Source organism: Pseudomonas sp. R76 (assembly GCF_009834565.1).
Taxonomy (GTDB): Bacteria; Pseudomonadota; Gammaproteobacteria; order Pseudomonadales; family Pseudomonadaceae; genus Aquipseudomonas.
Genome location: NZ_CP019428.1, coordinates 1679317 through 1703495, shown reverse-complemented (window position 1 = coordinate 1703495; position 24179 = coordinate 1679317). Strand labels below are relative to the sequence as shown.

The window sequence follows — 24179 nt, the reverse complement described above, 5'->3', positions numbered from 1 at the left end:
GCTCAAACCTGCCCACAGACTAACGCGCGTTGCGGTTCAACCATTGCTTGGCCAGGGTGCGGGCCTTTGCATCAGCCTCGAACACTGCCCCTAGATCATCCACAGCCACAACGGGCTCAAGGCTCAAAACATCCTCGATGATACTCGCGATCTGCGGAAAGCGAATACGCCCGTCAAGAAACGCTGCCACAGCCACTTCATTCGCCGCGTTGAGCATAGCCGGCGCGCTGCTGCCCTCCTCCGCCGCTTGCCGGGCCAGACGCAGGCACGGAAAGCGCTGCTCGTCCGGCGCCTCGAAATCCAGGCGGGCAATCGCGAACAGGTCCAACGGTGCGACACCGGAGTCGATCCGCTCCGGCCAAGCCAGGGCATTGGCGATCGGTGTACGCATGTCGGGATTACCCAACTGCGCCAACACCGAACCATCCACATAGTCGACCAGGGAATGAATCACACTTTGCGGGTGGATCACCACCTCGACCTGATCCGGCCGGGCATCGAACAACCAGCACGCCTCGATCAACTCAAGGCCTTTGTTCATCATGCTCGCCGAATCCACGGAGATTTTGCGCCCCATGGACCAGTTCGGGTGCGCACACGCCTGATCAGGCGACACATGCTCAAGATCATCCAGCGGAGTTTGCCGGAAGGGTCCACCGGAAGCCGTAAGGAGAATCCGCCGCACGCCAACCTGGGTCAGGCCACGGGCAAAATCACCGGGCATGCATTGGAAAATCGCGTTGTGCTCGCTGTCCAGGGGCAACAGCACGGCGCCACTCTTGCGTACCGCCTGCATAAACAGTGTGCCCGACATGACCAATGCTTCTTTGTTGGCCAGCAGGATCTTCTTGCCTGCATCGACTGCCGCCAGTGTCGGCCGCAAGCCTGCTGCCCCGACAATAGCCGCCACTACAGTGTCGACTTCCGCATCGGCTGACACCTGGCACAGCCCCTGCTCGCCTACCAATACCTGAGTAGCCAGGCCGGCAGCGCGCAGATCATCCTGCAAACCACGCGCCGCCGACGCTTCAGGCACGACAGCAAAGCGCGGCGTGTGGCGTACACACAAGGCCAGCAACTCAGCCAAACGCGTGAAGCCGGTCAGCGCAAACACCTGATATCGATCAGGATGACGTGCGATCACATCCAGGGTGCTCAGCCCGACCGAGCCGGTCGCTCCCAGCACCGTCACCTGCTGCAGGCGGCTCACGACGCCGTCATCCACAGCAGCACGGCAAAGATCGGAATTGCAGCGGTAAGGCTGTCGATACGATCCAGCACGCCGCCATGACCCGGCAACAGGTTACTGCTGTCCTTGATCCCGGCCTGACGCTTGAACATGCTTTCGGTGAGATCACCCACCACCGAGATAAACACGACCACCGCCGTACCCAACAAGGCCAGCAGGATCTCCTTCACCGACCAGTCGCGCACAACACCGACAACCAGCGTGATCACCAAGGTCAACGCCAAGCCACCGTAGACGCCTTCCCAGCTCTTGCCCGGACTGACCGCCGGCGCCAGCTTGCGTTTACCGAAAGCCCGCCCGGAGAAGTAGGCACCGATATCAGCCCCCCACACCAGCACCATCACGGCCATGATCAACCAGTTGCCCATCGGCGAATTCTTGATTTCTACCAACCCTTGCCAGGCCGGCAGCAGAATCAATAAACCAATCACCAATTTGCTGGCCACACTGGACCACTGGCCGCTGGTACGCGGATAGGTCAGCACCAGGAAGGTCGCGAGCGCCCACCACAACACCGCCGCCCCCAACACCCAGGGCACCACAATGCTCGAAAGCGTATGCATGAGGAACAGCAGAAGTGCGACGACAGCGGCGTACACCACGCGCAGCAACTGCTCGTTGAAACCTGCCAGGCGCGCCCATTCCCAGGCGCCCAAGGTCACGACCAGGCCGATAAACAGCGCAAAACCGGAACCGTCGAGCAGGAAAAACCCACACAAGGCAATCGGCAGCAGGATCAGTGCTGTGATGATTCGTTGTTTAAGCATTTAAACCCGGGCTCCAGCTTCGATCTGCTCGCTCGTTTTACCGAAGCGACGCTGACGGGAAGCGAAATCGGCCAGTGCATTACGCATGGCATCGTGTTTGAAGTCCGGCCAGAACAGGTCGGAGAAGTACAGCTCGGTGTAGGCCAGCTGCCACAACAGGAAATTGCTGATGCGGTGCTCGCCCCCGGTACGAATGCACAGGTCCGGCAACGGCAGGTCGCCGGTCACCAAGCAGGTTTGCAACAGTTCAGGCGTGATGTCGTCGGGCCTCAGGTGCCCGGCCTGCACTTCGCGGGCAAGCCGCTGTGCAGCCTGGGCGATATCCCACTGGCCGCCGTAGTTGGCTGCAATCTGCAACACAAAACGGTTCGCGCCGGCAGTGATAGCCTCGGCTTCGCGCATGGCGGCCTGCAGCTCCGGATGGAACCGCGAGCGATCACCAATGATGCGCAGGCTGATGTTGTTGTCGTTGAGGCGCTTGGCCTCACGACGCAGCGCCTTGAAGAACAGGTCCATCAAGGCACTGACTTCTTCGGCGGGCCGTTGCCAGTTCTCGCTGGAGAAGGCAAACAGGGTCAACACCTCAACCTTGGCCTCGGCACACACTTCTATTACCGCGCGCACCGCATCGACACCCGCTTTATGCCCGGCAACACCCGGCATAAAGCGTTTCTTCGCCCAGCGATTATTCCCATCCATGATGATCGCGACATGGCGCGGCACCACGGAGGGCACAGTCTGCTTGGTCTTTTCCATGAAGGCGTCCTGACCCCTTATACGGCCATCAGGTCCTTTTCTTTCTCTTCCGTGGCCTTGGTGATCTGGGCCTCGGCGTCTTTGGTCAGCTTATCGATATCGGCGACGGCACGACGCTCTTCGTCTTCGCTGATTTCTTTGTCCTTGACCAGCTTCTTCAGGTCACCCAATGCATCACGACGGATGTTACGCACCGCAACACGTGCATCTTCCGCTGCGCTGCGCGCCTGCTTGGTGAAGCCCTTACGGGTTTCCTCGGTCAGCGCAGGCATGGAGATCAGCAACAACTCGCCCAGGTTGGTCGGGTTGAGGTTCAGGCCGGCGCTCTGGATGGCCTTGTCGACAGCGGCAAGCATGTTGCGCTCGAAAGCCACGACCTGCAGGGTGCGCGAGTCTTTAACGGTGACGTTGGCCACGCCGCTCAGCGGGGTGTCGGCGCCGTAGTAAGGCACCATCACGCTGCCCAGGATGCTCGGGTGCGCTTTACCGGTACGAATCTGGCCGAATGCGTGGCTCAGAGACTCCAGGGATTTCTGCATACGCGCTTGGGCGTCTTTCTTGATTTCGTTGATCATTGTTGGCCTTCCTCGATCAGAGTCCCTTCCGCGCCGCCGTGTACGATATTCAGCAGGGCGCCGGGCTTGTTCATGTTAAATACGCGCAGCGGCATCTTGTGGTCGCGGCACAGGCAAATAGCCGTCAGGTCCATCACGCCCAGCTTGCGATCCAGCACTTCATCGTAGGTCAGATGATCGAACTTCTCGGCATGTGGGTCTTTGAATGGGTCTGCGGTGTAGACGCCGTCCACCTTGGTGGCTTTGAGCACTACGTCGGCATCGATTTCGATAGCGCGCAGGCAAGCGGCCGAGTCCGTGGTGAAGAACGGGTTACCCGTACCGGCAGCAAAGATCACGACTTCCTTGGCGTTCAGGTGACGCATGGCTTTGCGACGGTCATAGTGATCGGTCACGCCGACCATGGAAATAGCCGACATCACGATTGCCGAGATATTGGCACGCTCCAGGGCGTCACGCATGGCCAAGGCGTTCATCACAGTGGCCAGCATGCCCATGTGGTCGCCGGTCACTCGGTCCATACCCGCAGCACTCAGTGCCGCGCCACGGAACAAGTTACCGCCGCCGATCACCAGGCCGACCTGAACACCGATACCCACCAGTTGGCCGACTTCCAGTGCCATGCGGTCGAGTACCTTGGGATCAATCCCGAACTCTTCCGAGCCCATCAGGGCCTCGCCGCTAAGCTTGAGTAGAATGCGTTTATAGCGAGCCTGATAACCACTGCCCTGCTGAGCCATTGCGAATCTCTCCTGCGGCGTATTTTTTAAAAATTCTTGGCGAGCCGTTTACGGCTTGCGTTCACTCTAGCTGGACGCTATCACAGCGCCATCGGAACACGGCTTTGTAAGCCAGTTCCGAAAGGAAGCCAAATAAAAATTGGCCTTCCCATTTGAAAAGAGGCTGCGCGCGTGAGCGGGCAGCCTCTTTCGGGCGACAGTTAAAAACTGTCTTATTGCTTGGCGGCAGCCAGCTGGGCAGCAACTTCTTCAGCGAAGTTGTCGACCGGCTTCTCGATGCCTTCGCCTACTTTGTAGTAAGTGAAGGAAACGATTTCAGCACCGGCTTTCTTAGCCAGTTCGCCAACCTTGATTTCAGGGTTCTTGACGAACGCCTGCTCAACCAGGCTCGCTTCAGCCAGGAACTTGCTGATACGGCCTTTGATCATGTTTTCAACGATGTTCTCTGGCTTGCCGGCGATCTTGTCGGCGTTCAGGCTCAGGAACACGGCTTTTTCGCGCTCGATTGCGTCAGCAGACACTTCCGATGGCAGCAGGAACTCTGGGTTGCTGGCCGCTACGTGCATAGCGATGTCTTTAGCCAGCTCAACGTCGCCGCCTTTCAGGGCAACCACAACGCCGATTTTGTTGCCGTGCAGGTAGCCACCAACCACATCACCTTCGATGCGAGCCAGGCGACGAATGTTGACGTTTTCGCCAACCTTGCCGACCAGTACCAGGCGAGCAGCTTCTTGAGCTTCGATCAGAGGCTCAACAGTGGTCAGTTTGTCGGCGAACGCTTTTTCAACGCTGGCAGCAACAAATGCCTTGAAGTCGTCCTGCAGAGCCAGGAAGTCGGTCTGCGAGTTCACTTCCAGCAGAACGGCGGACTTGCCGTCTTCTTTCAGAGCGATAGCGCCTTCGGCAGCTACGTTGCCTGCTTTCTTGGCAGCCTTGATGGCGCCGGAAGCACGCATGTCGTCAATGGCTTTTTCGATGTCGCCGCCGGCCTTGGTCAAGGCCTTTTTGCAATCCATCATGCCTTCGCCGGTGCGCTCACGCAGTTCTTTAACCAACGCTGCAGTAATCTCTGCCATTTCAAAATCCTCTTGGATAGGTTTTCAACCATTCCACCCGATCAAACGGGCGATCAATTCTTCCCGAATCACCTTTGTAGGCCGCTGCACGTTACAGGTGTTGTAGCTGCGCTTCCGACAAATGGTTTTCGAGGTGGCAAAAAGGGGGCCAAGCCCCCTTTTTGCTTACTGAGTCAACGCCAGGGCGTCAATTACTCAGCTGCAGCTACCGGAGCTTCTTCAACGAACTGCTCGGTGCCACCAGCAACGTGGTTGCGGCCACGGATTACAGCGTCAGCCATCGAACCCATGTACAGCTGGATAGCGCGGATTGCGTCATCGTTGCCTGGGATGATGTAGTCAACGCCTTCCGGGCTGCTGTTGGTATCGACTACGCCGATAACCGGGATGCCCAGCTTGTTGGCTTCGGTGATCGCGATGCGCTCGTGATCAACGTCGATAACGAACAGTGCGTCAGGCAGGCCGCCCATGTCCTTGATACCACCCAGGGAACGATCGAGCTTTTCCAGGTCGCGAGTGCGCATCAGCGCCTCTTTCTTGGTCAGCTTGGCGAAAGTACCGTCTTCGGCTTGCACTTCAAGGTCACGCAGACGCTTGATGGAAGCACGGATGGTTTTGAAGTTGGTCAGCATGCCGCCCAACCAGCGGTGATCGACGTACGGCGAACCGCAACGTGCTGCTTCTTCAGCAACGATCTTGCCAGCGGAACGCTTGGTGCCGACGAACAGAATCTTGTTTTTGCCCTGGGCCAGACGCTCTACGAAAGTCAGAGCTTCGTTGAACATTGGCAGGGTTTTTTCAAGGTTGATAATGTGGATCTTGTTACGCGCGCCGAAAATGTATTTACCCATTTTCGGGTTCCAGTAACGGGTCTGGTGACCGAAGTGCACACCGGCCTTCAGCATATCGCGCATGTTGACTTGGGACATGATAGTTCCTTAATAAGTCGGGTTTGGCCTCCACGTATCCCAATGACCAACCAGCGGCATTCGCCTCCGGCACCCAGGTCATCGTGTCGACACGTGTGTGGATTTAAGCTCTGCGGGGCATCCCCGGAAAGCGGCGCATTTTATACCACACGAAGGACGAAAACGGAACCAGCAATCACATTTGCCGTGAGCGGCGTTTACGTAACCCTTTGAATAGAGCCTATATACCCCCACCTTATAGAAAGAAGCGATCATCAGAGGCTCATGATTTGACGCCATCGTCTGTTAGAATCGTGTTTTCTGTGGCTTGTGCGAATTCTGTAACCTTTTTGTCGCACGCCCGTAAACCGTATTGATTTCAGCGCGTCGCGCTAGAGAGAGCCTGTATGACCGTTAGTTTGAAAACCGCCGAAGACATCGCCGGCATGCGCATCGCCGGCAAACTGGCTGCCGACGTGCTGGAAATGATTGCCGAGCATGTCAAGCCAGGCGTGACCACCGAAACCCTGAACCAGATCTGCCACGACTATATAGTCAACGTCCAGGGCGCCATCCCTGCACCGCTGAACTACAAGGGTTTCCCCAAGTCGATCTGCACCTCGGTCAATCACGTGGTCTGCCACGGGATTCCCGGTGACAAGCCGTTGAAGGACGGCGACACCCTGAACATCGACGTCACCGTGATCAAGGACCGCTATTTCGGCGACACCAGCCGCATGTTCCACGTCGGCACCGTACCGGTGTGGGCCGAGCGCCTGTCCCAGGTCACCCAGGAATGCATGTACAAAGCCATCGAAATCGTTAAACCCGGCTGCCGCCTGGGCGATATCGGTGAAGTTATCCAGAAGCATGCCGAAAAGAACGGTTTCTCGGTGGTACGCGACTTCTGCGGCCACGGCATCGGCACAGTGTTCCATGAAGAGCCGCAAATCCTGCATTACGGCCGCGCCGGCACCGGCATGGAACTCAAAGCAGGCATGACCTTTACCATCGAGCCGATGATCAACCAGGGCAAGGCCGACACCAAGGTGCTGGGCGACGGTTGGACTGCCATCACCAAGGACCGCAAGCTCTCGGCCCAGTGGGAACACACCCTGCTGGTCACCGAAACCGGCTACGAGATCTTCACCCTGCGCGCCGATGACACCATCCCGCGCATTTCGGCTTAAAGGCTGACTTGGTTTTCCCACAGCGTGTTGTGACTGACTGACAGATAGAAAGGAAAGCCGATCGATGCCCCAGGTGGATCCCGAACTCTTCGACCGTGGCCAGTTCCAGGCCGAACTGGCACTGAAGGCGAGCCCCATCGCCGCCTTCAAGAAGGCTATTCGCCAGGCGCGCGAAGTGCTCGATGCGCGCTTTCGCAGCGGCCGGGACATTCGACGACTGATCGAGGACCGCGCCTGGTTCGTCGACAACATCCTGCAAAAGGCCTGGGAACAGTTCAGCTGGAGTGAAGACGCCGATATCGCCCTGGTGGCCGTCGGCGGCTACGGTCGCGGCGAACTGCACCCCTACTCCGACATCGACCTGCTGATCCTGCTGGACAGCGCCGATCATGAGATCTTTCGCGATTCCATCGAGCGTTTTCTGACGCTGTTGTGGGACATCGGCCTGGAAGTCGGCCAGAGCGTACGCTCGGTGGACGAATGCGCAGAAGAGGCCCGTGCCGACCTCACCGTCATCACCAACCTGATGGAAAGCCGCACCATTGCCGGCCCCGAGCGCCTGCGCCAGCGCATGCTGGAAGTCACCAGCACCGCGCATATGTGGCCGAGCAAGGAGTTCTTCCTGGCCAAGCGTGCCGAGCAGAAAGCTCGTCACCATAAGTACAACGATACCGAATACAACCTTGAGCCAAATGTAAAAGGCTCACCGGGCGGGCTGCGCGATATCCAGACCATTTTGTGGGTCGCCCGCCGTCAATACGGCACCCTCAACCTGCGCGCACTGGCCGGTGAAGGCTTTTTGGTCGAGAGCGAAAACGCCTTGCTGGCCTCGTCCCAGGAGTTCCTGTGGAAAGTGCGCTACGCCCTGCACATGCTCGCCGGGCGCTCCGAAGACCGCCTGCTGTTCGACCACCAGCGCTCCATCGCCACACTGCTTGGGTTTGAAGGCGAAGACGCGAAGACCAGCATCGAAAGCTTCATGCAACAGTATTACCGGGTGGTCATGAGCATTGCCCAGCTCAGCGACCTGATCATCCAGCACTTCGAAGAGGTGATCCTGGCCCCCGAAGACGAAGCGCCGCCGCAGCCGATCAACTCACGCTTCCAACTGCATGACGGCTATATCGAGGCGCGCAACGACAACGTGTTTCGCCGCACGCCGTTCGCCATGCTGGAAATCTTCGTGCTGATGGCCCAGCAGCCGGAAATCAAGGGCGTACGCGCCGATACCATCCGCCTGCTGCGCGAAAACCGTCACCTGATCGACGATGATTTTCGCAATGACATCCGCAACACCAGCCTGTTTATCGAGCTGTTCAAGTGCAAGATCGGCATCCACCGCAACCTGCGGCGGATGAACCGTTACGGCATCCTCGGGCGCTACCTGCCGGAGTTCGGTTTTATCGTCGGGCAGATGCAGCACGACCTGTTCCACATTTACACCGTGGACGCCCACACCCTGAACCTGATCAAGCACCTGCGTAAGTTGCAGTACACCCAGGTGTCAGAGAAATTCCCGCTGGCAAGTAAGCTGATGGCCAAGCTGCCCAAGCCCGAGTTGATCTATTTGGCCGGCCTGTACCACGATATCGGCAAGGGCCGGCATGGCGACCACTCGGAGGTCGGCGCGGTCGATGCCGCGGCCTTCTGCCAGCGCCATCAACTGCCGCTGTGGGACAGCCGCCTGATTGTCTGGCTGGTGCAAAACCACTTGGTGATGTCGACCACCGCCCAGCGTAAAGACTTGTCCGACCCGCAGGTGATCCACGACTTCGCCGGCATCGTCGGCGATGAAATCCGCCTCGACTATCTCTACGTGCTGACCGTCTCCGACATCAATGCCACCAACCCGACGTTGTGGAACTCGTGGCGCGCCAGCCTGTTGCGCCAGCTCTACACCGAGACCAAGCGCGCGCTGCGCCGTGGCCTGGAAAACCCGGTGGACCGCGAAGAGCAGATCCGCCGCACCCAAAGCGCGGCCCTGGATATCCTCGTGCGGGGCGGCAACGACCCGGACGACGTCGAGCAATTGTGGTCGCAATTGGGTGACGATTACTTCCTGCGCCACACCGCCGGCGACGTCGCCTGGCACAGTGACGCGATCCTGCAGCAGCCGGCCGATGGCGGCCCGCTGGTACTGATCAAGGAAACCACCCAGCGCGAATTCGAGGGCGGTACGCAGATTTTCATCTACGCACCCGACCAGCACGACTTCTTCGCCGTGACCGTGGCCGCCATGGACCAGCTCAACCTGAACATCCATGACGCCCGCGTCATCACCTCCAGCAGCCAGTTCACCCTCGACACCTACATCGTGCTCGACACCGACGGCGACTCGATCGGCGACAACCCAGTGCGCGTGAAAAAGATCCGCGAAGGCCTGACCGAAGCCCTGCGCAACCCGGACGATTACCCGACCATCATCCAGCGCCGGGTGCCGCGCCAGCTCAAGCATTTTGCCTTCGCGCCCCAGGTGACCATCTCCAACGACGCCCAACGCCCGGTGACCGTGCTCGAACTCAGCGCGCCGGACCGCCCAGGCTTGCTGGCGCGCATTGGCGGGATTTTCCTGGAGTTCGACCTGTCGTTGCAGAACGCCAAGATTGCAACCCTCGGCGAGCGCGTGGAAGACGTGTTCTTCATCACCGACGCCGACAACCAGCCGCTGTCCGACCCTGAACTGTGCCGACGCCTGCAGGACGCAATCGTCCAGCAACTGAGCGTGACCCAGGAACCCGGCGTCGAGCTGACGCGGCTGACGATTTGATTTCTTAACTGTGTGAACGCGATTCATGTGGGAGCTGGCTTGCCTGCGATGCGGGCACCGCGGTGTGTCTGGCGCAACGCAGCGATGCCATCGCAGGCAAGCCAGCTCCCACAGGGTTCGTGCCCATTGCATTAGAGGCTTACATGAACAACGCCCTGAACCAGCTGCAGCCCTACCCGTTCGAGAAACTGCGCGCCCTGCTCGGCAGCGTCACGCCGAACCCGGACAAACGCCCGATCGCGCTGTCCATCGGCGAACCCAAGCACAAATCGCCGACGTTCGTGGCCGAAGCGCTGAGCAATAACCTCGACCAGATGGCCGTGTACCCGACCACCCTGGGCATCCCGGCCTTGCGCGAGGCCATCGGCGCCTGGTGCGAACGCCGCTTCAGCGTGCCCAAGGGTTGGCTCGACCCGGCGCGCAACATCCTGCCGGTCAACGGCACCCGCGAAGCACTGTTCGCCTTTACCCAGACCGTGGTCAACCGTGGCGACGACGCGCTGGTGGTCAGCCCGAACCCGTTCTACCAGATCTACGAAGGCGCCGCGTTCCTGGCCGGGGCCAAGCCGCATTACCTGCCCTGCCTGGACGAAAACGGCTTCAACCCGGATTTCGACGCCGTGTCGCCGGACATCTGGAAGCGCTGCCAGATCCTGTTCCTGTGCTCCCCAGGTAACCCGACCGGCGCACTGATCCCTGTCGACACTCTGAAAAAGCTCATCGCCCTGGCTGATGAATACGACTTCGTGATTGCCGCCGACGAGTGCTACAGCGAGCTGTACTTCGACGAACAAACCCCGCCGCCAGGCTTGCTCAGTGCCTGCGTGGAACTGGGTCGCCAGGACTTCAAGCGTTGCGTGGTGTTCCACAGTCTGTCCAAGCGCTCCAACCTGCCAGGCCTGCGCTCCGGCTTTGTCGCCGGCGACGCCGACATTCTCAAGGCGTTCCTGCTGTACCGCACCTACCACGGTTGCGCGATGCCGGTGCAAACCCAACTGGCGAGCATCGCTGCCTGGCAGGACGAAGCGCACGTGCAGGCCAACCGTGACCTGTACCGCGAGAAGTTCGACGCGGTGCTGACCATCCTCAAACCGGTGCTGGACGTGCAGAGCCCGGACGGTGGGTTCTACCTGTGGCCGAATGTGAATGGCGACGATGCCGCCTTCTGCCGCGACCTGTTCGTGGAGGAACACGTGACCGTGGTACCGGGTTCCTACCTGTCGCGGGAAGTGGATGGCGTTAACCCTGGCGCCGGGCGTGTGCGTATGGCGCTGGTTGCGCCGCTGGCGGAGTGCGTGGAAGCGGCTGAGCGGATCCGCGCTTTTATCACACGCAACCGATAACGCACCACACACCTGCACCCCGCAATGGGGCGCAGGTTTAACACTAGAGTTGCAGCGGCTCCCCATCACTGTAACTGGAACCAAGTAACAGAATGAACCACATATAGGCATGGAGAAATGAATCAAAGGATTACCGTACATCTCCGAACCGTGGAACACTCATGCTCACTATACCCGCGACCAATTTACATACCTGTTCCGCACTAACCGACCCTGAAATAGACCCTCCAGCGTCCGTTAGACATACACGCGGCATCGCCAGCACGCGATACTTATGGCCACAACACTCGACCATTACCATCTCACTGTTCGACATGCCGGAAAAAGCAAAAGACTATGTAAAGAAAAACATAAACCTTTGGCAGCCGTATACAAACCTGAAATTCAAGTTCATCGAAACCAATGACGGTGACATTAGAATATCTGGAAAAAACGATGGGACTGGCAGTTATTCAGCCGTGGGCACGCAAGCAAAAGAATATCCAAAAGACTCACCCACGATGCACATTGACCTGATACAAACGGCCGACATGCTGAACCACACCATACGCCATGAGTTTGGTCATGCACTGGGGTTGGAGCATGAACACCAACATCCGGACCACACGATAAACTGGGACAAAGACAAGTTGCACGAAGAGGGTAAGAAACTTGGACTTTCAAAAGCAGAAGTTTATAAAAATATTCTAGATACCCTTGCCTCCCACCTCACGACCCGTTCCGCGTACGATCCGAAATCAATCATGCACTATAAAACGCCAGCATGGGTCACCACGGATGAAAATGAAGTCCCCTTTAACGAAGAAATATCAGAAGGCGATAAAGCATTCATGATGTCTATTTACCCACCTGAAGAGCCGGCGACGGCCTAATCCGTCATTCGCTGCTCCCCACTTGCAAAGCGGCGCCCTCCGCTACTTCTGCATACCAAGGCTCGCCTCACTCATATCCAACTCTGCCAATACCTCTCTCAATACGTCATCACCAATCTGGTGATGACGGCTCAAGCTGTACAACTCTAACCGCTGGGCGCGCAGGGCCTTGAGCCGCAGCTTGCGCTCAAGCAGGTCCATCTGCTGCGCCAGCGCCTGGGCTTCGGCAGAGTCGTTGAATACCTCCAATTGATGGCGATACTCCGACATCAGCCGCGCCTTGAGCTCAGTGGCCAGTGCGGCCTGGGCGGCATCCTGGGTTTCGGTTTCAGCAGGTTCTTCGGCTTCAAGCGCATGGATGGCGGCCACGGCGGTCTTCTTCCAGGCTTCACGCACTTCGTTGTGGCGCTTTTCATCCGGGCTCTTTTCGATGCCGCGCAACAGCAACGGCAGAGCGATACAGGCGGCGATCAATGACAGCAGGATCACGCCGGCGGCAATAAAGATCAGCAGGTCGCGCTCCGGGAAATCCTGCCCCGGCGCCAGCAGCAACGGCACCGACATGACACCCGCCAACGTTACCGCACCGCGTACGCCACCGACGGTCAGCAGCCAGCAGGAACGGGCAGTGGGCACCAGGGTCAGTTCACTTTTGCCACGAATGCGGCGCAGCAGGCCCGACAGTCGCCAAATACTCTGCACCCAGATAAAGCGCAGCACCACCAGCACCAGAAAGATCGCGACCACTTCCAGGCAGCGATACAACAGGGCTGGCCACAGCGTCGGCTCGTGGCTGACCACGGCCTTGATGATGTCCGGCAGTTGCAGGCCCAACAGCAGGAAGATCAGGCCATTGAAGGCAAACTCCAGCAGCGACCAGACACTGCGGTTGAGCAAGCGCGTGCTGGTCTGGCGTGGCAGCAGGTCAAGCCAGCTTTGCATCATGCCCGCCGCCACCGCCGAGAGAATGCCCGACGCGCCCAGGCGTTCAGCCAATACATACGCCGCAAACGGCAGCAGCAACATAAACACCACATGGGTCGCCGGGTCATCCCAACCCCGCGCGATCATCCAGGCGCGCAAACGCCCGACCAGCCAGCTCAATGCCACGCCAACCGCCAGGCCACCGACGGCCACCAGCACAAAGGTCAGGCTCGCATCCGCCAGGGAGAACACGCCGGTCAGCGCCGCCGCCAGGGCGAACTTGAAGGTCACCAGGCCCGAGGCATCATTCATCAAGGCTTCGCCCTGAAGCATGTGCATCAGCGGCTTGGGCAAACGATTCTGGGAAATGGCTGACACCGCTACGGCATCCGTCGGTGATAAAACAGCCGCCAGGGCGAAGGCAACCGGCAATGGGATCGTAGGCAGAATCCAATGAATGAAGTAGCCAGCGCCGATCACGGTGAACAGCACCAACCCCACCGCCAACGTCAGGATCGGCCCACGCAGGCGCCACAACTCGCGTTTGGGCATGCGCCAGCCATCGGAGAACAACAACGGCGGCAGAAACAGAAACAGGAACAGCTCCGGGTCCAACGCCACATGCAGACCCAGCGTCGGCCAGGCCAGCAAGGCACCGGCGGCAATCTGCACCAAGGGCAACGGCAGTGGAATGATGCGCCCGACAAGGCGCGAAACGCTGACCAGCATCAGCAGGATAAGAACGGTGTAGGCGGTTTGCATAACGCGGGTTTCCCGGACAATCGACTTGCTGCAACACACATCAGGCAACAACTGGCCGTTGAAGTGCCACATTACCCGGCTATCTTACCGGGCTATCTTACCGGGCTAGGTTACGCGATGGCTTTTGCACAAAAGTCGCACGAAGCACTGCACACCCGTGACGAGCGGCACCCAAATCCGCTGGTCATGGCATAATCCGTGACCTTTCGTTTTTACTTGGCCCAAAGGGGGGCAATTCCTTGACCGTTTCAAGCAAAACGTTGCACCTTTTCGGCATCAAAGCCTGCGACACCATGAAAAAAGCCCGCACCTGGCTCGATGAGCACGGCGTGAGCTATGAATTCCACGACTACAAAACGGCCGGTATCGACCGCGAACACTTGACCCAATGGTGCAACGAGCACGGTTGGCAGGTGGTTTTGAACCGTGCGGGCACCACCTTTCGCAAACTCGAAGACGAACGCAAAGCCGATCTCGATCAGTCGAAAGCCATTGAATTGATGCTCGCACAACCCTCGATGATCAAGCGCCCCGTGCTCGATCTCGGTGACAGAACCCTGATTGGCTTCAAGCCAGATAGTTATTCGGCGGCCCTCAAGTAGGCCAGCCTTCCATTTTTGTAGAGGTAACAGCATGTCCAATTCCCTGTTCAGCCTGGGCTTCGGCGTCGGCACTCAGAACCGCCAAGGTGCTTGGCTGGAAGTGTTTTACGCACAACCCTTGCTCAACCCGTCGGCCGAAATCGTCGCCGCCATCGCGCCGATCCTCGGTTACACCGAAGGCAACCAGGCCATCACCTTCACCGTCTCCCAGGCGCTGCAACTGGCTGACGCACTCAAAGGCGTCGACGCTGCCCAAGCGGCCCTGCTGAGCCGTCTGGCGGAAAGCCACACCCCGCTGGTCGCGACCCTGCTGGCCGAAGACGCCGCACTGACGTCCACGCCTGAGGCCTACCTCAAGCTGCATCTGCTGTCCCATCGCCTGGTCAAGCCGCACGGCCTGAGCCTGGCCGGCGTGTTCCCACAACTGCCGAACGTGGCATGGACCAGCCAGGGCGCGATCGACATCAATGAGCTGGCCGAGCGCCAACTGGAAGCACGCCTGCGTGGCGAGCTGCTGGAAGTGTTCTCGGTGGACAAGTTCCCGAAAATGACCGACTACGTGGTCCCGACCGGCGTACGTATCGCTGACGCCGCGCGTATCCGCCTGGGCGCCTACGTGGGCGAAGGCACTACCGTGATGCACGAAGGTTTCGTCAACTTCAACGCCGGCACCGAAGGCCCGGGCATGATCGAAGGCCGTGTCTCGGCGGGCGTGTTCGTCGGCAAAGGCTCCGACCTGGGCGGCGGTTGCTCCACCATGGGCACCCTGTCGGGCGGCGGCAACATCGTGATCAAGGTCGGCGAAGGCTGCCTGATCGGCGCCAACGCCGGTATTGGCATTCCGTTGGGCGACCGCAACACCGTGGAATCCGGCCTGTACGTAACCGCTGGCACCAAGGTCGCACTGCTCGACGAGAAGAACCAACTGGTCAAAGTGGTCAAGGCGCGCGAGCTGGCCGGCCAACCGGACCTGCTGTTCCGTCGTAACTCCGAGACCGGTGCCGTGGAGTGCAAAACCCACAAATCGGCCATCGAACTGAACGAAGCGCTGCACGCTCACAACTAAGCAGCCACTCGATGCCACTAGCGGGTCGCGCCTTCGGGTCGGCCCGCTTATACGAGTCTTGAACACCATGCTTGTGCCCTCTCCCTGGCGCGCCGATTTCCCGGCCATCGCCACCCTGCAACGGCAAGACCAGACCTACCTGGACAACGCCGCCACCACGCAGAAACCCCAATCCCTGTTGGATGCCATCAGCCATTACTACGCCAATGGCGCAGCCAATGTGCACCGTGCCCAGCATTTGCCGGGTGCCCATGCGACCCAGGCGTTTGAAGACAGTCGCAGCAAGGTCGCGCAGTGGTTGAACGCAGGTGACAGCGGGCAAATCGTGTTTACCCATGGCGCAACCTCAGCGCTGAACCTCTTGGCCTATGGCCTTGAGCACTTATTCAATGCGGGCGATGAGATTGTCATCAGCGCCCTGGAACATCACGCCAACTTGCTGCCCTGGCAGCAACTGGCTAAACGTCGCGCGCTCACCCTCGTGGTATTGTCCCTGGACGATGATGGCGTGATAGACCTGCAGGCCGCCGCCGAGCTGATCGGCCCGCGCACACGCCTGCTGGCGGTAAGCCAGCTGTCCAACGTGCTCGGCGCCTGGCAGCCGCTGGAAGCGCTGATAGCGCGCGCCAAGGCCCACGGCGCGCTGACCGTTATCGATGGCGCCCAAGGCATCGTCCACGGCCGCCACGATGTACAGGCCCTGGGGTGCGACTTCTATGTATTTTCCAGCCACAAGCTGTATGGCCCGGACGGCGTGGGCGTGTTGTATGGCCGCAACGAAGCCCTGCATCACCTGCGCCACTGGCAGTTTGGCGGCGAGATGGTGCAACAGGCGGACTACCACAGCGCCAGCTTCCGCCCTGCCCCGCTGGGTTTTGAAGCGGGCACGCCTCCGATTGCCAGTGTGATCGGCCTGGGCGCCAGCCTGGATTACCTGAGTTCGTTGGATCAGCCAGCGGTGATCGCCCATGAAGCGGCACTGCACGACTACCTGCTGCGCGGCTTGAAAGCACGCAATGGCGTCCGCGTCTTGGGTTCGCCGCACGTAGCCTTGGCCAGCTTTGTGGTGGAAGGCGTGCACAACGCCGACCTCGCTCACCTGCTGACCGAGCAAGGCATTGCCGTGCGCGCCGGGCACCATTGCGCGATGCCGTTGCTCAAGGCCATGCACCTGTCGGGGGCGATCCGCGTGTCCCTGGCGCTGTACAACGACTCGGATGACCTGGAACGCTTCTTTGAAGCGCTGGACCAGGCGCTGGATATGTTGCGATGAGCTTGCCAACCGAAGCCGCGGCTGCGCTGGAAGCCTTCCAGGAGGTCGGCAGTTGGGAACAGCGCGCGCGGATGCTGATGCAATGGGGCGAGCGTCTGCCCGCCCTGGCGGATGCGGACAAAGTCGACGCCAACCTGGTGCAGGGCTGTGAGAGCCTGGTGTGGCTGGTGGGGCATTTGGAGGACGGCCATTGGCAGTTCGCCGCCAGCAGCGATGCGCGGATGATTCGGGGGTTGGTGGCGTTGCTGCTGGCGCGGGTCAATGGGTTGTCGGCGGCGCAGTTGCAGGCGGTTGACTTGCCGGAGTGGTTCAACCAGCTGGGGCTGTCCCGGCAACTCTCCCCGTCACGCAGTAATGGCCTCAATGCAGTCCTGCTGCGCATGCGAGACCTGAGCCTTACACAAAACTAAATGTGGGAGCGGGCTTGCTCGCGAAGGCAGAGTGTCAGTCAATACATCATTGACTGAACCACCGCATTCGCGAGCAAGTCCGCTCCCACATTTCGATCTCTGTTCGGCTGTAAGATTTAGCTGGGTTTAACCCGCTCCGACGGCCGGCGCACCCCCGCCACAATCTTATCCACCGCCTTCGTCGCCGCGACCATGCCAAAAGTGGCCGTCACCATCATCACCGCGCCAAACCCTCCGGCGCAGTCCAGCTTCACGCCGTCACCGACAAAACTTTTCTGCAAACAGATGCTGCCGTCCGGCTTGGGATAGCGCAGCTGCTCGGTGGAAAACACGCACGGCACGCTGTAATGGCGGGTCACCGTGCGCGAGAAACCGTAGTCGCGGCGCAGGGTGGAACGCACTTTCGAGGCCAGCGGGTCGTTGAAGGTGCGGTTCAGGTCGCAGACCTGAATCAGCGTCGGGTCGATCTGCCCGCCGGCGCCGCCGGTGGTGATGATCTGGATCTTGCGGCGTTTGCACCAGGCAATCAGCGCAGCCTTGGCGTTGACGGCATCGATGCAGTCGATCACGCAATCGATGTTCGGGGTGATGTACTCGGCCATGGTGTCGCGGGTGACGAAGTCCGCCACCGCGTGCACGGTGCAATCCGGGTTGATGCCACGCAGGCGTTCAGCCATCACTTCGACCTTGGGTTTGCCCACGGTGCTGTCCAGCGCGTGCAACTGGCGGTTGCTGTTACTCACACAGACATCATCCAGGTCAAACAGCGATATCTCGCCCACGCCGCAACGGGCCATGGCTTCCGCCGCCCAGGAGCCTACGCCGCCGACGCCGACGATCGCCACATGGGCCGCTTTCAAGCGTTCCAGGCCTTCAATGCCATACAAGCGGGCGACGCCTGCAAACCGCGGATCTTCTGTGCTCATGACCATTACCCCAAAAACCGGCGCGCATTATGGACTACACAGCGACAAGATCGAAGCTACAAGCTACAAGTAAAGAACTTCGATGGTCTTTCGCTGACTAACGTCCGGCTTTTCTCTGTCTGCTGTACGCTCGGTGAAAGGCCGGTGTAGGATGCGCGCCGTTCGGCGTAGGCCAACACCTCTTTTCGTTCCACACCCTTTGGAACCCGAAATCGCCATGTCATCGCGTAAATTTGGACTCAACCTGGTGGTAGTGCTGGCAATTGCCGCGCTGTTCACCGGCTTCTGGGCGCTGATCAACCGCCCGGTCACGACCCCTAACTGGCCTGAACAGATCTCCGGGTTTTCCTACTCGCCGTTCCAGCAAGGCCAGTTCCCGCAAAAAGATCAGTACCCCACGGACGATCAGATGCGTCAGGACCTGGCGATCATGAGCAAGTTGACGGACAACATCCGTACTTACTCGGTCGACGGCACCCTGGGCGATATCCCCAAGCTGGCGGAAGAGTTCGGCCTGCGCGTGACGCTGGGGATCTGGATCAGCCCGGACCTGGAACGCAACGAGCGCGAAATCCAGCGCGCCATCGAAATTGCCAACAGCTCGCGCAGCGTTGTGCGCGTGGTGGTCGGCAACGAAGCGTTGTTCCGTGAAGAAATCACCCCTGAAGCGCTGATCGTGCTGCTGGACCGTGTGCGCGCCGCCGTGAAAGTGCCGGTGACCACCTCCGAGCAGTGGCACATCTGGGAAAAGAACCCGCAACTGGCCAAGCACGTCGACCTGATCGCCGCGCACATCCTGCCGTTCTGGGAATTTATCCCGATGGACAAGGCCGGCCAGTACGTACTCGACCGCGCCAGCGACCTGAAAAAACTGTTCCCGAAAAAACCGCTGCTGCTGTCGGAAGTGGGCTGGCCGAGCAACGGCCGCATGCGCGGGGGCAATGAAACCTCCCCGGCTGACCAGGCGATTTACCTGCGTACACTGGTCAACAAGCTGAACCGCCAAGGCTACAACTACTTCGTGATCGAGGCGTTCGACCAGCCGTGGAAAGTCAGCGATGAAGGCTCGGCCGGCGCGTATTGGGGCGTGTACAACGCCGCGCGCCAGCAGAAATTCAACTTTGAAGGCCCGGTAGTCGCGATCCCGCAATGGCGTGTGCTGGCCATCGGCTCGGTGGTGCTGGCGCTGCTGTCGCTGACCCTGCTGATGATCGACGGCTCGGCGCTGCGCCAGCGTGGCCGTACCTTCCTGACGTTTATCGCGTTCCTGTGCGGCTCGGTGCTGGTGTGGATCGGTTACGACTACAGCCAGCAATACAGCACCTGGTTCAGCGTAACCGTCGGCATTTTGCTGGCCCTCGGCGCACTCGGCGTGTTTATCGTGTTGCTGACCGAGGCCCACGAACTGGCGGAAGCGGTGTGGACCCACAAGCGTCGACGTGAATTCCTGCCGGTGGAAGGCGACTCGGACTACCGCCCGAAAGTATCGATCCATGTGCCGTGCTACAACGAGCCGCCGGAGATGGTCAAACAGACCCTCGACGCCCTGGCCGCCCTCGATTACCCGGACTTCGAAGTCCTGATCATCGACAACAACACCAAGGACCCGGCCGTGTGGGAGCCGGTGCGCGACTACTGCGAAACCCTCGGCCCGCGCTTCAAGTTCTTCCACGTCGCGCCCCTGGCCGGTTTCAAGGGCGGCGCGTTGAACTACCTGATCCCGCACACCGCCAAGGATGCCGAAGTGATCGCGGTGATCGACTCCGACTACTGCGTGTCGCCGAACTGGCTCAAGCACATGGTGCCGCACTTCGCCGACCCGAAAATCGCCGTGGTGCAGTCGCCGCAGGATTACCGCGACCAGAACGAAAGCACCTTCAAGAAGCTCTGCTACGCGGAATACAAAGGCTTCTTCCATATCGGCATGGTCACCCGCAACGACCGCGACGCGATCATCCAGCACGGCACCATGACCATGACCCGTCGCTCGGTGCTCGAAGAACTCGGCTGGGCCGACTGGTGCATCTGTGAAGACGCCGAGCTGGGCCTGCGCGTATTCGAGAAAGGCCTGTCGGCGGCGTATTACCACGACAGCTACGGCAAGGGCTTGATGCCGGATACCTTTATCGACTTCAAGAAACAGCGCTTCCGCTGGGCCTATGGCGCAATCCAGATCATCAAGCGCCACACCGCCAGCCTGTTGCGCGGCAAAGACACCGAGCTGACCCGTGGCCAGCGCTACCACTTCCTCGCGGGCTGGTTACCGTGGGTGGCGGACGGCATGAACATCTTCTTCACCGTCGGTGCGCTGTTGTGGTCGGCGGCGATGATCATCGTGCCGATGCGGGTCGACCCGCCGCTGCTGATTTTCGCGATTCCGCCGTTGGCGCTGTTTGTGTTCAAGGTCGGCAAGATCATCTTCCTCTACCGCCGTGCGGTGGGTGTGAACTTGAAAGATGCGTTCTGCGCGGCCCTGGCCGGTTTGGCGTTGTCCCATACCATCGCCAAGGCGGTGCTGTATGGCTTCTTCACCACCAGTATTCCGTTCTTTCGTACACCGAAAAACGCGGATAACCACGGCTTCTGGGTGGCGATTTCCGAAGCCCGCGAAGAGATGTTCATCATGCTGCTGTTGTGGGGCGCAGCACTGGGGATTTACCTGGTGCAAGGCCTGCCAAGCAATGACATGCGCTTCTGGGTGGTGATGCTGTTGGTGCAATCGCTGCCGTACGTGGCAGCGCTGATCATGGCGTTCCTCTCGTCGCTGCCAAAACCTGCGCCAGCGGTTGAGCCGGCAACGGCAGAGTAAAAACTTGCGCAATGCACTAAACGGCGGCCTCTGGCCGCCGTTTTGCTATAAGATAACGGCCGTTTTGTGAGTCCTGGCCCAGGCCCTGTTCTTTGTGGGAGCTGGCTTGCCTGCGATGCAGACGCCGCGGCCTGGCAGGTACACCGCAGCGATGCCATCGCAGGCAAGCCAGCTCCCACATTCGTCCTGCGCCGATTCAGGTTTTGTATTGCACATTCGTCCAGCGCCCCTTACACGCTTCCCGGAGTTTTCCCATGACGGCCCACGCCGAGCTTTCGCCGACCCTTCAACTCGCTATCGACCTGATCCGGCGCCCATCGGTCACGCCGATTGACGCCGACTGCCAGAAGCTGATGATGCAGCGCCTGGGCGATGCCGGCTTTGCGCTGGAGCCGATGCGTATCGAGGACGTGGACAACTTCTGGGCCACCCACGGCAAGCATGAGGGCCCGGTACTGTGCTTTGCCGGCCACACCGACGTGGTGCCGACCGGCCCGGTGCAAGCCTGGCAGAACGACCCGTTCGACGCGTTGATCGACGAAAACGGCATGCTTTGCGGGCGTGGCGCGGCAGACATGAAAGGCAGCCTGGCGGCGATGCTGGTCGCTTCCGAGCGCTTCGTCACCGACTACCCCGACCACAAGGGCTCCGTAGCCTTCCTGATCACCAGCGATGAAGAAGGCCCGGCGCACCACGGCACCAAAGCCGTGATCGAACGCCTGGCCGCACGCAAGGAGCGCCTGGACTGGTGCATCGTCGGCGAGCCGTCGAGCACCACGCTGGTGGGCGATGTGGTCAAGAACGGCCGCCGTGGCTCCCTCGGCGCGACCCTGACCGTGCGCGGCGTGCAAGGCCATGTGGCTTACCCGCACCTGGCAAAGAACCCGATCCATCTGGCCGCCCCGGCCCTGGCCGAACTGGCCGCCGAGCATTGGGACGACGGCAACACCTTCTTCCCGCCGACCAGCTTCCAGATTTCCAACCTCAATTCCGGCACCGGCGCCACCAACGTGATCCCCGGTGACCTGACGGCGGTGTTCAACTTCCGTTTCTCCACCGAGTCCACTGTCGAAGGCCTGCAACAACGCGTGGCACAGATTCTCGACAAGCACGGCCTGGACTGGCACGTGGAGTGGGCGCTGTCGGGCCTGCCGTTCCTCACCGAACCTGGCGCCTTGCTGGATGCAGTTTCCGCCAGCATCAAGGCGATCACTGGCCGTGAGACCAAGGCGTCCACCAGCGGCGGTACGTCCGATGGGCGCTTCATTGCCACCCTCGGCACTCAGGTGGTGGAACTGGGCCCGGTCAACGCGACGATCCACCAGGTCAACGAGCGTATTCTGGCCAGCGACCTCGATGTGCTGACCGAAATCTACTACCAGACCCTGATCAAGTTGCTCGCCTGATGCTCGCCTGCCCCATTTGCAGCGCACCGCTCAACGCGGTGGACAATGGCGTGGCGTGCCCGGCCGGGCACCGTTTCGACCGCGCGCGCCAGGGTTACCTGAACCTGTTGCCGGTGCAGCACAAGAACAGCCGCGACCCTGGCGATAACCTCGCCATGGTCGAGGCGCGCCGTGACTTCCTCAACGCCGGGCACTACGCCCCGGTGGCCAAGCGCCTGGCCGAACTGGCCGCCGAACGCGCGCCACAGCGCTGGGTCGACATCGGCTGTGGTGAGGGTTACTACACCGCGCAAATCGCCGACGCCCTGCCCCACGCCGACGGCTATGCATTGGATATCTCCAAGGAAGCGGTGAAACGCGCGTGCAAACGCAACCCGGCGCTGACCTGGTTGATCGCCAGCATGGCGCGTGTGCCACTGGCCTCGGGCAGCTGCCAATTTCTCGCGAGTGTTTTCAGCCCACTGGACTGGGCAGAGGCCAAGCGCCTGCTCAGCCCCGGCGGCGGCCTGATGAAGGTCGGCCCGACGGCCGGCCACCTGATGGAACTGCGCGAACGCCTGTACGACGAAGTGCGCGAGTACACCGACGACAAGCATCTGGCCCTGGTGCCGGACGGCATGAGCCTGGCGCACAGCGAAACCCTTGAGTTCACCCTCAGCCTGAGCGAACCCAAGGACCGCGCCAACCTGCTGGCGATGACGCCCCACGGCTGGCGCGCAAGTGCAGAGCGCCGCGCCGAAGTGATCGAGGCCGCCGAACCGCTGCAGGTCACGGTGTCGATGCGCTACGATTATTTCGTGCTTCAATAACTGACTTTCAAGCATCCGCGAATGGATTTTCGAATCCCGCAACGAGGAACATCCATGCGCCAACCTGATATCGAGATTTACCTGAAGGACGCCGACGTCGACCACAAGGCCATCGCCGCCTGGCTGGGCGCCGCGCTGGGGCCGTGCACCGACTGGGTCCAGAAAGGCCAGACCTACAAGTGCAAGGCCGGCAATGTGCCGGTCACCTGGCTGCCCAAGGCCGTAGGCAAATGGAACAGCCTGTACCTGGAAAGCGACCGAACCCCGTGGGAAGACGACATCGCCTGCGCCCGCGCCGCGTTTGCCGCGCTGAACGTCGAAGTGCGCTGCGCACCGGGCACGTGGGTTGAGGAAGAAGGTGAAGAAAGCGCCGACACCTGGATTCGCATCAGCGTGGACGGTGAAGAGCAGATCACCTGGAAAACCGCCTAAACCTGAATTGAGAACCCTATCAAAATGTGGGAGCGGGCTTGCTCGCGAAAGCGGTGTGACAGTCACTATAAAGGCGACTGATCCACCGCTTTCGCGAGCAAGCCCGCTCCCACATGGGTTCAGCGGTGTAGCAGAAGTCCTGGTTAAAGACCCACCACATCCTCCGCCTGCAACCCCTTCTCGCCGGTTACCACGGCGTATTCCACTTGCTGGCCCTCGGCCAATGAGCGGTGGCCGTCACCGCGAATCGCGCGGTAGTGCACGAACACATCCTTGCCGTCTTCGCGTTGAATAAAGCCATAGCCCTTTGCATCGTTGAACCACTTCACATTGCCGGTTTCGCGCGTTGCCATCTGTTTTGCTCCCACATGCTTTTATTGTTGAGTCGCTCGCATTGAACTGCCGAGTATAAGACAGGCTCAAAAACGTTCAACTCAAGTTTACTTCGCCGCTTTTTTGCCGATTTTCGGCGAATACGGCACACTACCCGCCCGAGCGCCTGCTCGGTTTTTTTCCA

Annotated in this window: 22 protein-coding genes; 12 read left to right on the top strand and 10 right to left on the bottom strand. The window is 60.1% G+C overall.

The window, feature by feature from the left end:
* Positions 1-19 precede the first annotated feature (19 nt).
* The 7 genes from ispC to rpsB all read right to left on the bottom strand — a co-directional run bounded on the left by ispC (position 20) and on the right by rpsB (position 6092).
* Positions 20-1210 (bottom strand): 1-deoxy-D-xylulose-5-phosphate reductoisomerase, encoded by a 1191-nt coding sequence (ispC, locus tag PspR76_RS07710; protein ID WP_159954658.1) that lies wholly within the window; start codon positions 1208-1210, stop codon positions 20-22.
* Positions 1207-2016 (bottom strand): phosphatidate cytidylyltransferase, encoded by an 810-nt coding sequence (locus tag PspR76_RS07705; RefSeq protein WP_159954657.1) that lies wholly within the window; start codon positions 2014-2016, stop codon positions 1207-1209. The genes ispC and PspR76_RS07705 overlap by 4 nt, the downstream gene beginning before the upstream one ends.
* The gene (gene uppS / locus PspR76_RS07700) at positions 2017-2772 is read right to left on the bottom strand and encodes a polyprenyl diphosphate synthase (RefSeq protein WP_016974405.1); all 756 of its coding nucleotides are present in this window, start codon (positions 2770-2772) and stop codon (positions 2017-2019) included.
* Positions 2773-2789: 17 nt separating this feature from the next.
* Positions 2790-3347, bottom strand: a complete 558-nt coding sequence (gene frr / locus PspR76_RS07695; RefSeq protein ID WP_016974404.1) for a ribosome recycling factor — start codon at positions 3345-3347, stop codon at positions 2790-2792.
* Positions 3344-4087, bottom strand: a complete 744-nt coding sequence (pyrH, locus tag PspR76_RS07690) for a UMP kinase (RefSeq protein ID WP_003172271.1) — start codon at positions 4085-4087, stop codon at positions 3344-3346. Before pyrH ends, frr begins: the two co-directional genes overlap by 4 nt.
* Before the next feature lie 212 nt (positions 4088-4299).
* Positions 4300-5163, bottom strand: coding sequence for a translation elongation factor Ts (gene tsf / locus PspR76_RS07685; RefSeq protein WP_083359812.1), 864 nt, complete (start codon positions 5161-5163; stop codon positions 4300-4302).
* Between the two features lie 191 nt (positions 5164-5354).
* Positions 5355-6092: a 30S ribosomal protein S2 gene (gene rpsB / locus PspR76_RS07680; RefSeq protein ID WP_003219330.1), complete on the bottom strand. Its 738-nt coding sequence runs from the start codon at positions 6090-6092 to the stop codon at positions 5355-5357.
* Positions 6093-6478: 386 nt separating this feature from the next.
* On the opposite strand from rpsB, the gene map reads away from it, so the two are divergent.
* The 4 genes from map (at position 6479) to PspR76_RS07660 (ending at position 12243) form a co-directional block, all read left to right on the top strand.
* Positions 6479-7261 (top strand): type I methionyl aminopeptidase, encoded by a 783-nt coding sequence (gene map / locus PspR76_RS07675; protein WP_159954656.1) that lies wholly within the window; start codon positions 6479-6481, stop codon positions 7259-7261.
* A gap of 64 nt (positions 7262-7325) precedes the next feature.
* On the top strand, positions 7326-10028 hold the full coding sequence (locus PspR76_RS07670) for a [protein-PII] uridylyltransferase (protein WP_159954655.1): 2703 nt from the start codon (positions 7326-7328) through the stop codon (positions 10026-10028).
* A 143-nt stretch (positions 10029-10171) separates the two neighbouring features.
* Positions 10172-11371 carry a succinyldiaminopimelate transaminase gene (gene dapC / locus PspR76_RS07665; RefSeq protein ID WP_159954654.1) on the top strand — a complete coding sequence of 400 codons (1200 nt, stop codon included), beginning with the start codon at positions 10172-10174 and terminating at the stop codon, positions 11369-11371.
* Between the two features lie 161 nt (positions 11372-11532).
* Positions 11533-12243, top strand: a complete 711-nt coding sequence (locus PspR76_RS07660; RefSeq protein ID WP_159954653.1) for a M12 family metallopeptidase — start codon at positions 11533-11535, stop codon at positions 12241-12243.
* A gap of 42 nt (positions 12244-12285) precedes the next feature.
* Here the strand turns inward: PspR76_RS07660 and PspR76_RS07655 are convergent, their stop codons facing one another.
* Positions 12286-13929 carry a Na+/H+ antiporter gene (locus PspR76_RS07655; RefSeq protein WP_159954652.1) on the bottom strand — a complete coding sequence of 548 codons (1644 nt, stop codon included), beginning with the start codon at positions 13927-13929 and terminating at the stop codon, positions 12286-12288.
* Between the two features lie 293 nt (positions 13930-14222).
* On the opposite strand from PspR76_RS07655, the gene PspR76_RS07650 reads away from it, so the two are divergent.
* The 4 genes from PspR76_RS07650 to PspR76_RS07635 all read left to right on the top strand — a co-directional run bounded on the left by PspR76_RS07650 (position 14223) and on the right by PspR76_RS07635 (position 17280).
* On the top strand, positions 14223-14531 hold the full coding sequence (locus PspR76_RS07650) for an arsenate reductase (protein WP_229999207.1): 309 nt from the start codon (positions 14223-14225) through the stop codon (positions 14529-14531).
* Positions 14532-14562: 31 nt separating this feature from the next.
* Entirely contained in the window at positions 14563-15597 is a 1035-nt protein-coding gene (gene dapD / locus PspR76_RS07645) for a 2,3,4,5-tetrahydropyridine-2,6-dicarboxylate N-succinyltransferase (RefSeq protein ID WP_159954651.1), read from the top strand.
* A 67-nt stretch (positions 15598-15664) separates the two neighbouring features.
* Positions 15665-16870 carry an aminotransferase class V-fold PLP-dependent enzyme gene (locus tag PspR76_RS07640; protein ID WP_159954650.1) on the top strand — a complete coding sequence of 402 codons (1206 nt, stop codon included), beginning with the start codon at positions 15665-15667 and terminating at the stop codon, positions 16868-16870.
* Positions 16867-17280 carry a SufE family protein gene (locus tag PspR76_RS07635; protein WP_159954649.1) on the top strand — a complete coding sequence of 138 codons (414 nt, stop codon included), beginning with the start codon at positions 16867-16869 and terminating at the stop codon, positions 17278-17280. The genes PspR76_RS07640 and PspR76_RS07635 overlap by 4 nt, the downstream gene beginning before the upstream one ends.
* A gap of 116 nt (positions 17281-17396) precedes the next feature.
* On the opposite strand, the gene tcdA is transcribed toward PspR76_RS07635, so the two are convergent.
* Positions 17397-18206, bottom strand: a complete 810-nt coding sequence (gene tcdA / locus PspR76_RS07630) for a tRNA cyclic N6-threonylcarbamoyladenosine(37) synthase TcdA (RefSeq protein WP_439653530.1) — start codon at positions 18204-18206, stop codon at positions 17397-17399.
* A 217-nt stretch (positions 18207-18423) separates the two neighbouring features.
* Between tcdA and PspR76_RS07625 the strand changes: the two genes are divergently transcribed.
* From PspR76_RS07625 to PspR76_RS07610, 4 genes are all read left to right on the top strand, one after another.
* Positions 18424-21015, top strand: coding sequence for a glycosyltransferase (locus PspR76_RS07625; protein ID WP_159954647.1), 2592 nt, complete (start codon positions 18424-18426; stop codon positions 21013-21015).
* Between the two features lie 254 nt (positions 21016-21269).
* Positions 21270-22421 carry a succinyl-diaminopimelate desuccinylase gene (gene dapE / locus PspR76_RS07620; protein ID WP_159954646.1) on the top strand — a complete coding sequence of 384 codons (1152 nt, stop codon included), beginning with the start codon at positions 21270-21272 and terminating at the stop codon, positions 22419-22421.
* Complete coding sequence (locus PspR76_RS07615) at positions 22421-23230, top strand: putative RNA methyltransferase (protein ID WP_159954645.1); 810 nt, start codon at positions 22421-22423, stop codon at positions 23228-23230. Before dapE ends, PspR76_RS07615 begins: the two co-directional genes overlap by 1 nt.
* A gap of 54 nt (positions 23231-23284) precedes the next feature.
* The gene (locus tag PspR76_RS07610; protein ID WP_159954644.1) at positions 23285-23662 is read left to right on the top strand and encodes a hypothetical protein; all 378 of its coding nucleotides are present in this window, start codon (positions 23285-23287) and stop codon (positions 23660-23662) included.
* A 143-nt stretch (positions 23663-23805) separates the two neighbouring features.
* On the opposite strand, the gene PspR76_RS07605 is transcribed toward PspR76_RS07610, so the two are convergent.
* On the bottom strand, positions 23806-24015 hold the full coding sequence (locus PspR76_RS07605; protein WP_032891681.1) for a cold-shock protein: 210 nt from the start codon (positions 24013-24015) through the stop codon (positions 23806-23808).
* Positions 24016-24179: the final 164 nt, after the last annotated feature.

What these genes read in the sequence shown, in the direction of transcription:
- frr (WP_016974404.1), bottom strand. Translation starts at nt 3,347, where the DNA reads ATGATCAACGAAATCAAGAAAGACGCCCAAGCGCGTATGCAGAAATCC.
- map (WP_159954656.1), top strand. Translation starts at nt 6,479, where the DNA reads ATGACCGTTAGTTTGAAAACCGCCGAAGACATCGCCGGCATGCGCATC.
- tcdA (WP_439653530.1), bottom strand. Translation starts at nt 18,206, where the DNA reads ATGAGCACAGAAGATCCGCGGTTTGCAGGCGTCGCCCGCTTGTATGGC.
- pyrH (WP_003172271.1), bottom strand. Translation starts at nt 4,087, where the DNA reads ATGGCTCAGCAGGGCAGTGGTTATCAGGCTCGCTATAAACGCATTCTA.
- dapD (WP_159954651.1), top strand. Translation starts at nt 14,563, where the DNA reads ATGTCCAATTCCCTGTTCAGCCTGGGCTTCGGCGTCGGCACTCAGAAC.
- PspR76_RS07655 (WP_159954652.1), bottom strand. Translation starts at nt 13,929, where the DNA reads ATGCAAACCGCCTACACCGTTCTTATCCTGCTGATGCTGGTCAGCGTT.
- dapC (WP_159954654.1), top strand. Translation starts at nt 10,172, where the DNA reads ATGAACAACGCCCTGAACCAGCTGCAGCCCTACCCGTTCGAGAAACTG.
- PspR76_RS07635 (WP_159954649.1), top strand. Translation starts at nt 16,867, where the DNA reads ATGAGCTTGCCAACCGAAGCCGCGGCTGCGCTGGAAGCCTTCCAGGAG.
- PspR76_RS07650 (WP_229999207.1), top strand. Translation starts at nt 14,223, where the DNA reads ATGAAAAAAGCCCGCACCTGGCTCGATGAGCACGGCGTGAGCTATGAA.
- PspR76_RS07610 (WP_159954644.1), top strand. Translation starts at nt 23,285, where the DNA reads ATGCGCCAACCTGATATCGAGATTTACCTGAAGGACGCCGACGTCGAC.
- PspR76_RS07660 (WP_159954653.1), top strand. Translation starts at nt 11,533, where the DNA reads ATGCTCACTATACCCGCGACCAATTTACATACCTGTTCCGCACTAACC.
- PspR76_RS07640 (WP_159954650.1), top strand. Translation starts at nt 15,665, where the DNA reads ATGCTTGTGCCCTCTCCCTGGCGCGCCGATTTCCCGGCCATCGCCACC.
- PspR76_RS07625 (WP_159954647.1), top strand. Translation starts at nt 18,424, where the DNA reads ATGTCATCGCGTAAATTTGGACTCAACCTGGTGGTAGTGCTGGCAATT.
- rpsB (WP_003219330.1), bottom strand. Translation starts at nt 6,092, where the DNA reads ATGTCCCAAGTCAACATGCGCGATATGCTGAAGGCCGGTGTGCACTTC.
- PspR76_RS07670 (WP_159954655.1), top strand. Translation starts at nt 7,326, where the DNA reads ATGCCCCAGGTGGATCCCGAACTCTTCGACCGTGGCCAGTTCCAGGCC.
- tsf (WP_083359812.1), bottom strand. Translation starts at nt 5,163, where the DNA reads ATGGCAGAGATTACTGCAGCGTTGGTTAAAGAACTGCGTGAGCGCACC.
- uppS (WP_016974405.1), bottom strand. Translation starts at nt 2,772, where the DNA reads ATGGAAAAGACCAAGCAGACTGTGCCCTCCGTGGTGCCGCGCCATGTC.
- PspR76_RS07605 (WP_032891681.1), bottom strand. Translation starts at nt 24,015, where the DNA reads ATGGCAACGCGCGAAACCGGCAATGTGAAGTGGTTCAACGATGCAAAG.
- PspR76_RS07615 (WP_159954645.1), top strand. Translation starts at nt 22,421, where the DNA reads ATGCTCGCCTGCCCCATTTGCAGCGCACCGCTCAACGCGGTGGACAAT.
- dapE (WP_159954646.1), top strand. Translation starts at nt 21,270, where the DNA reads ATGACGGCCCACGCCGAGCTTTCGCCGACCCTTCAACTCGCTATCGAC.
- PspR76_RS07705 (WP_159954657.1), bottom strand. Translation starts at nt 2,016, where the DNA reads ATGCTTAAACAACGAATCATCACAGCACTGATCCTGCTGCCGATTGCC.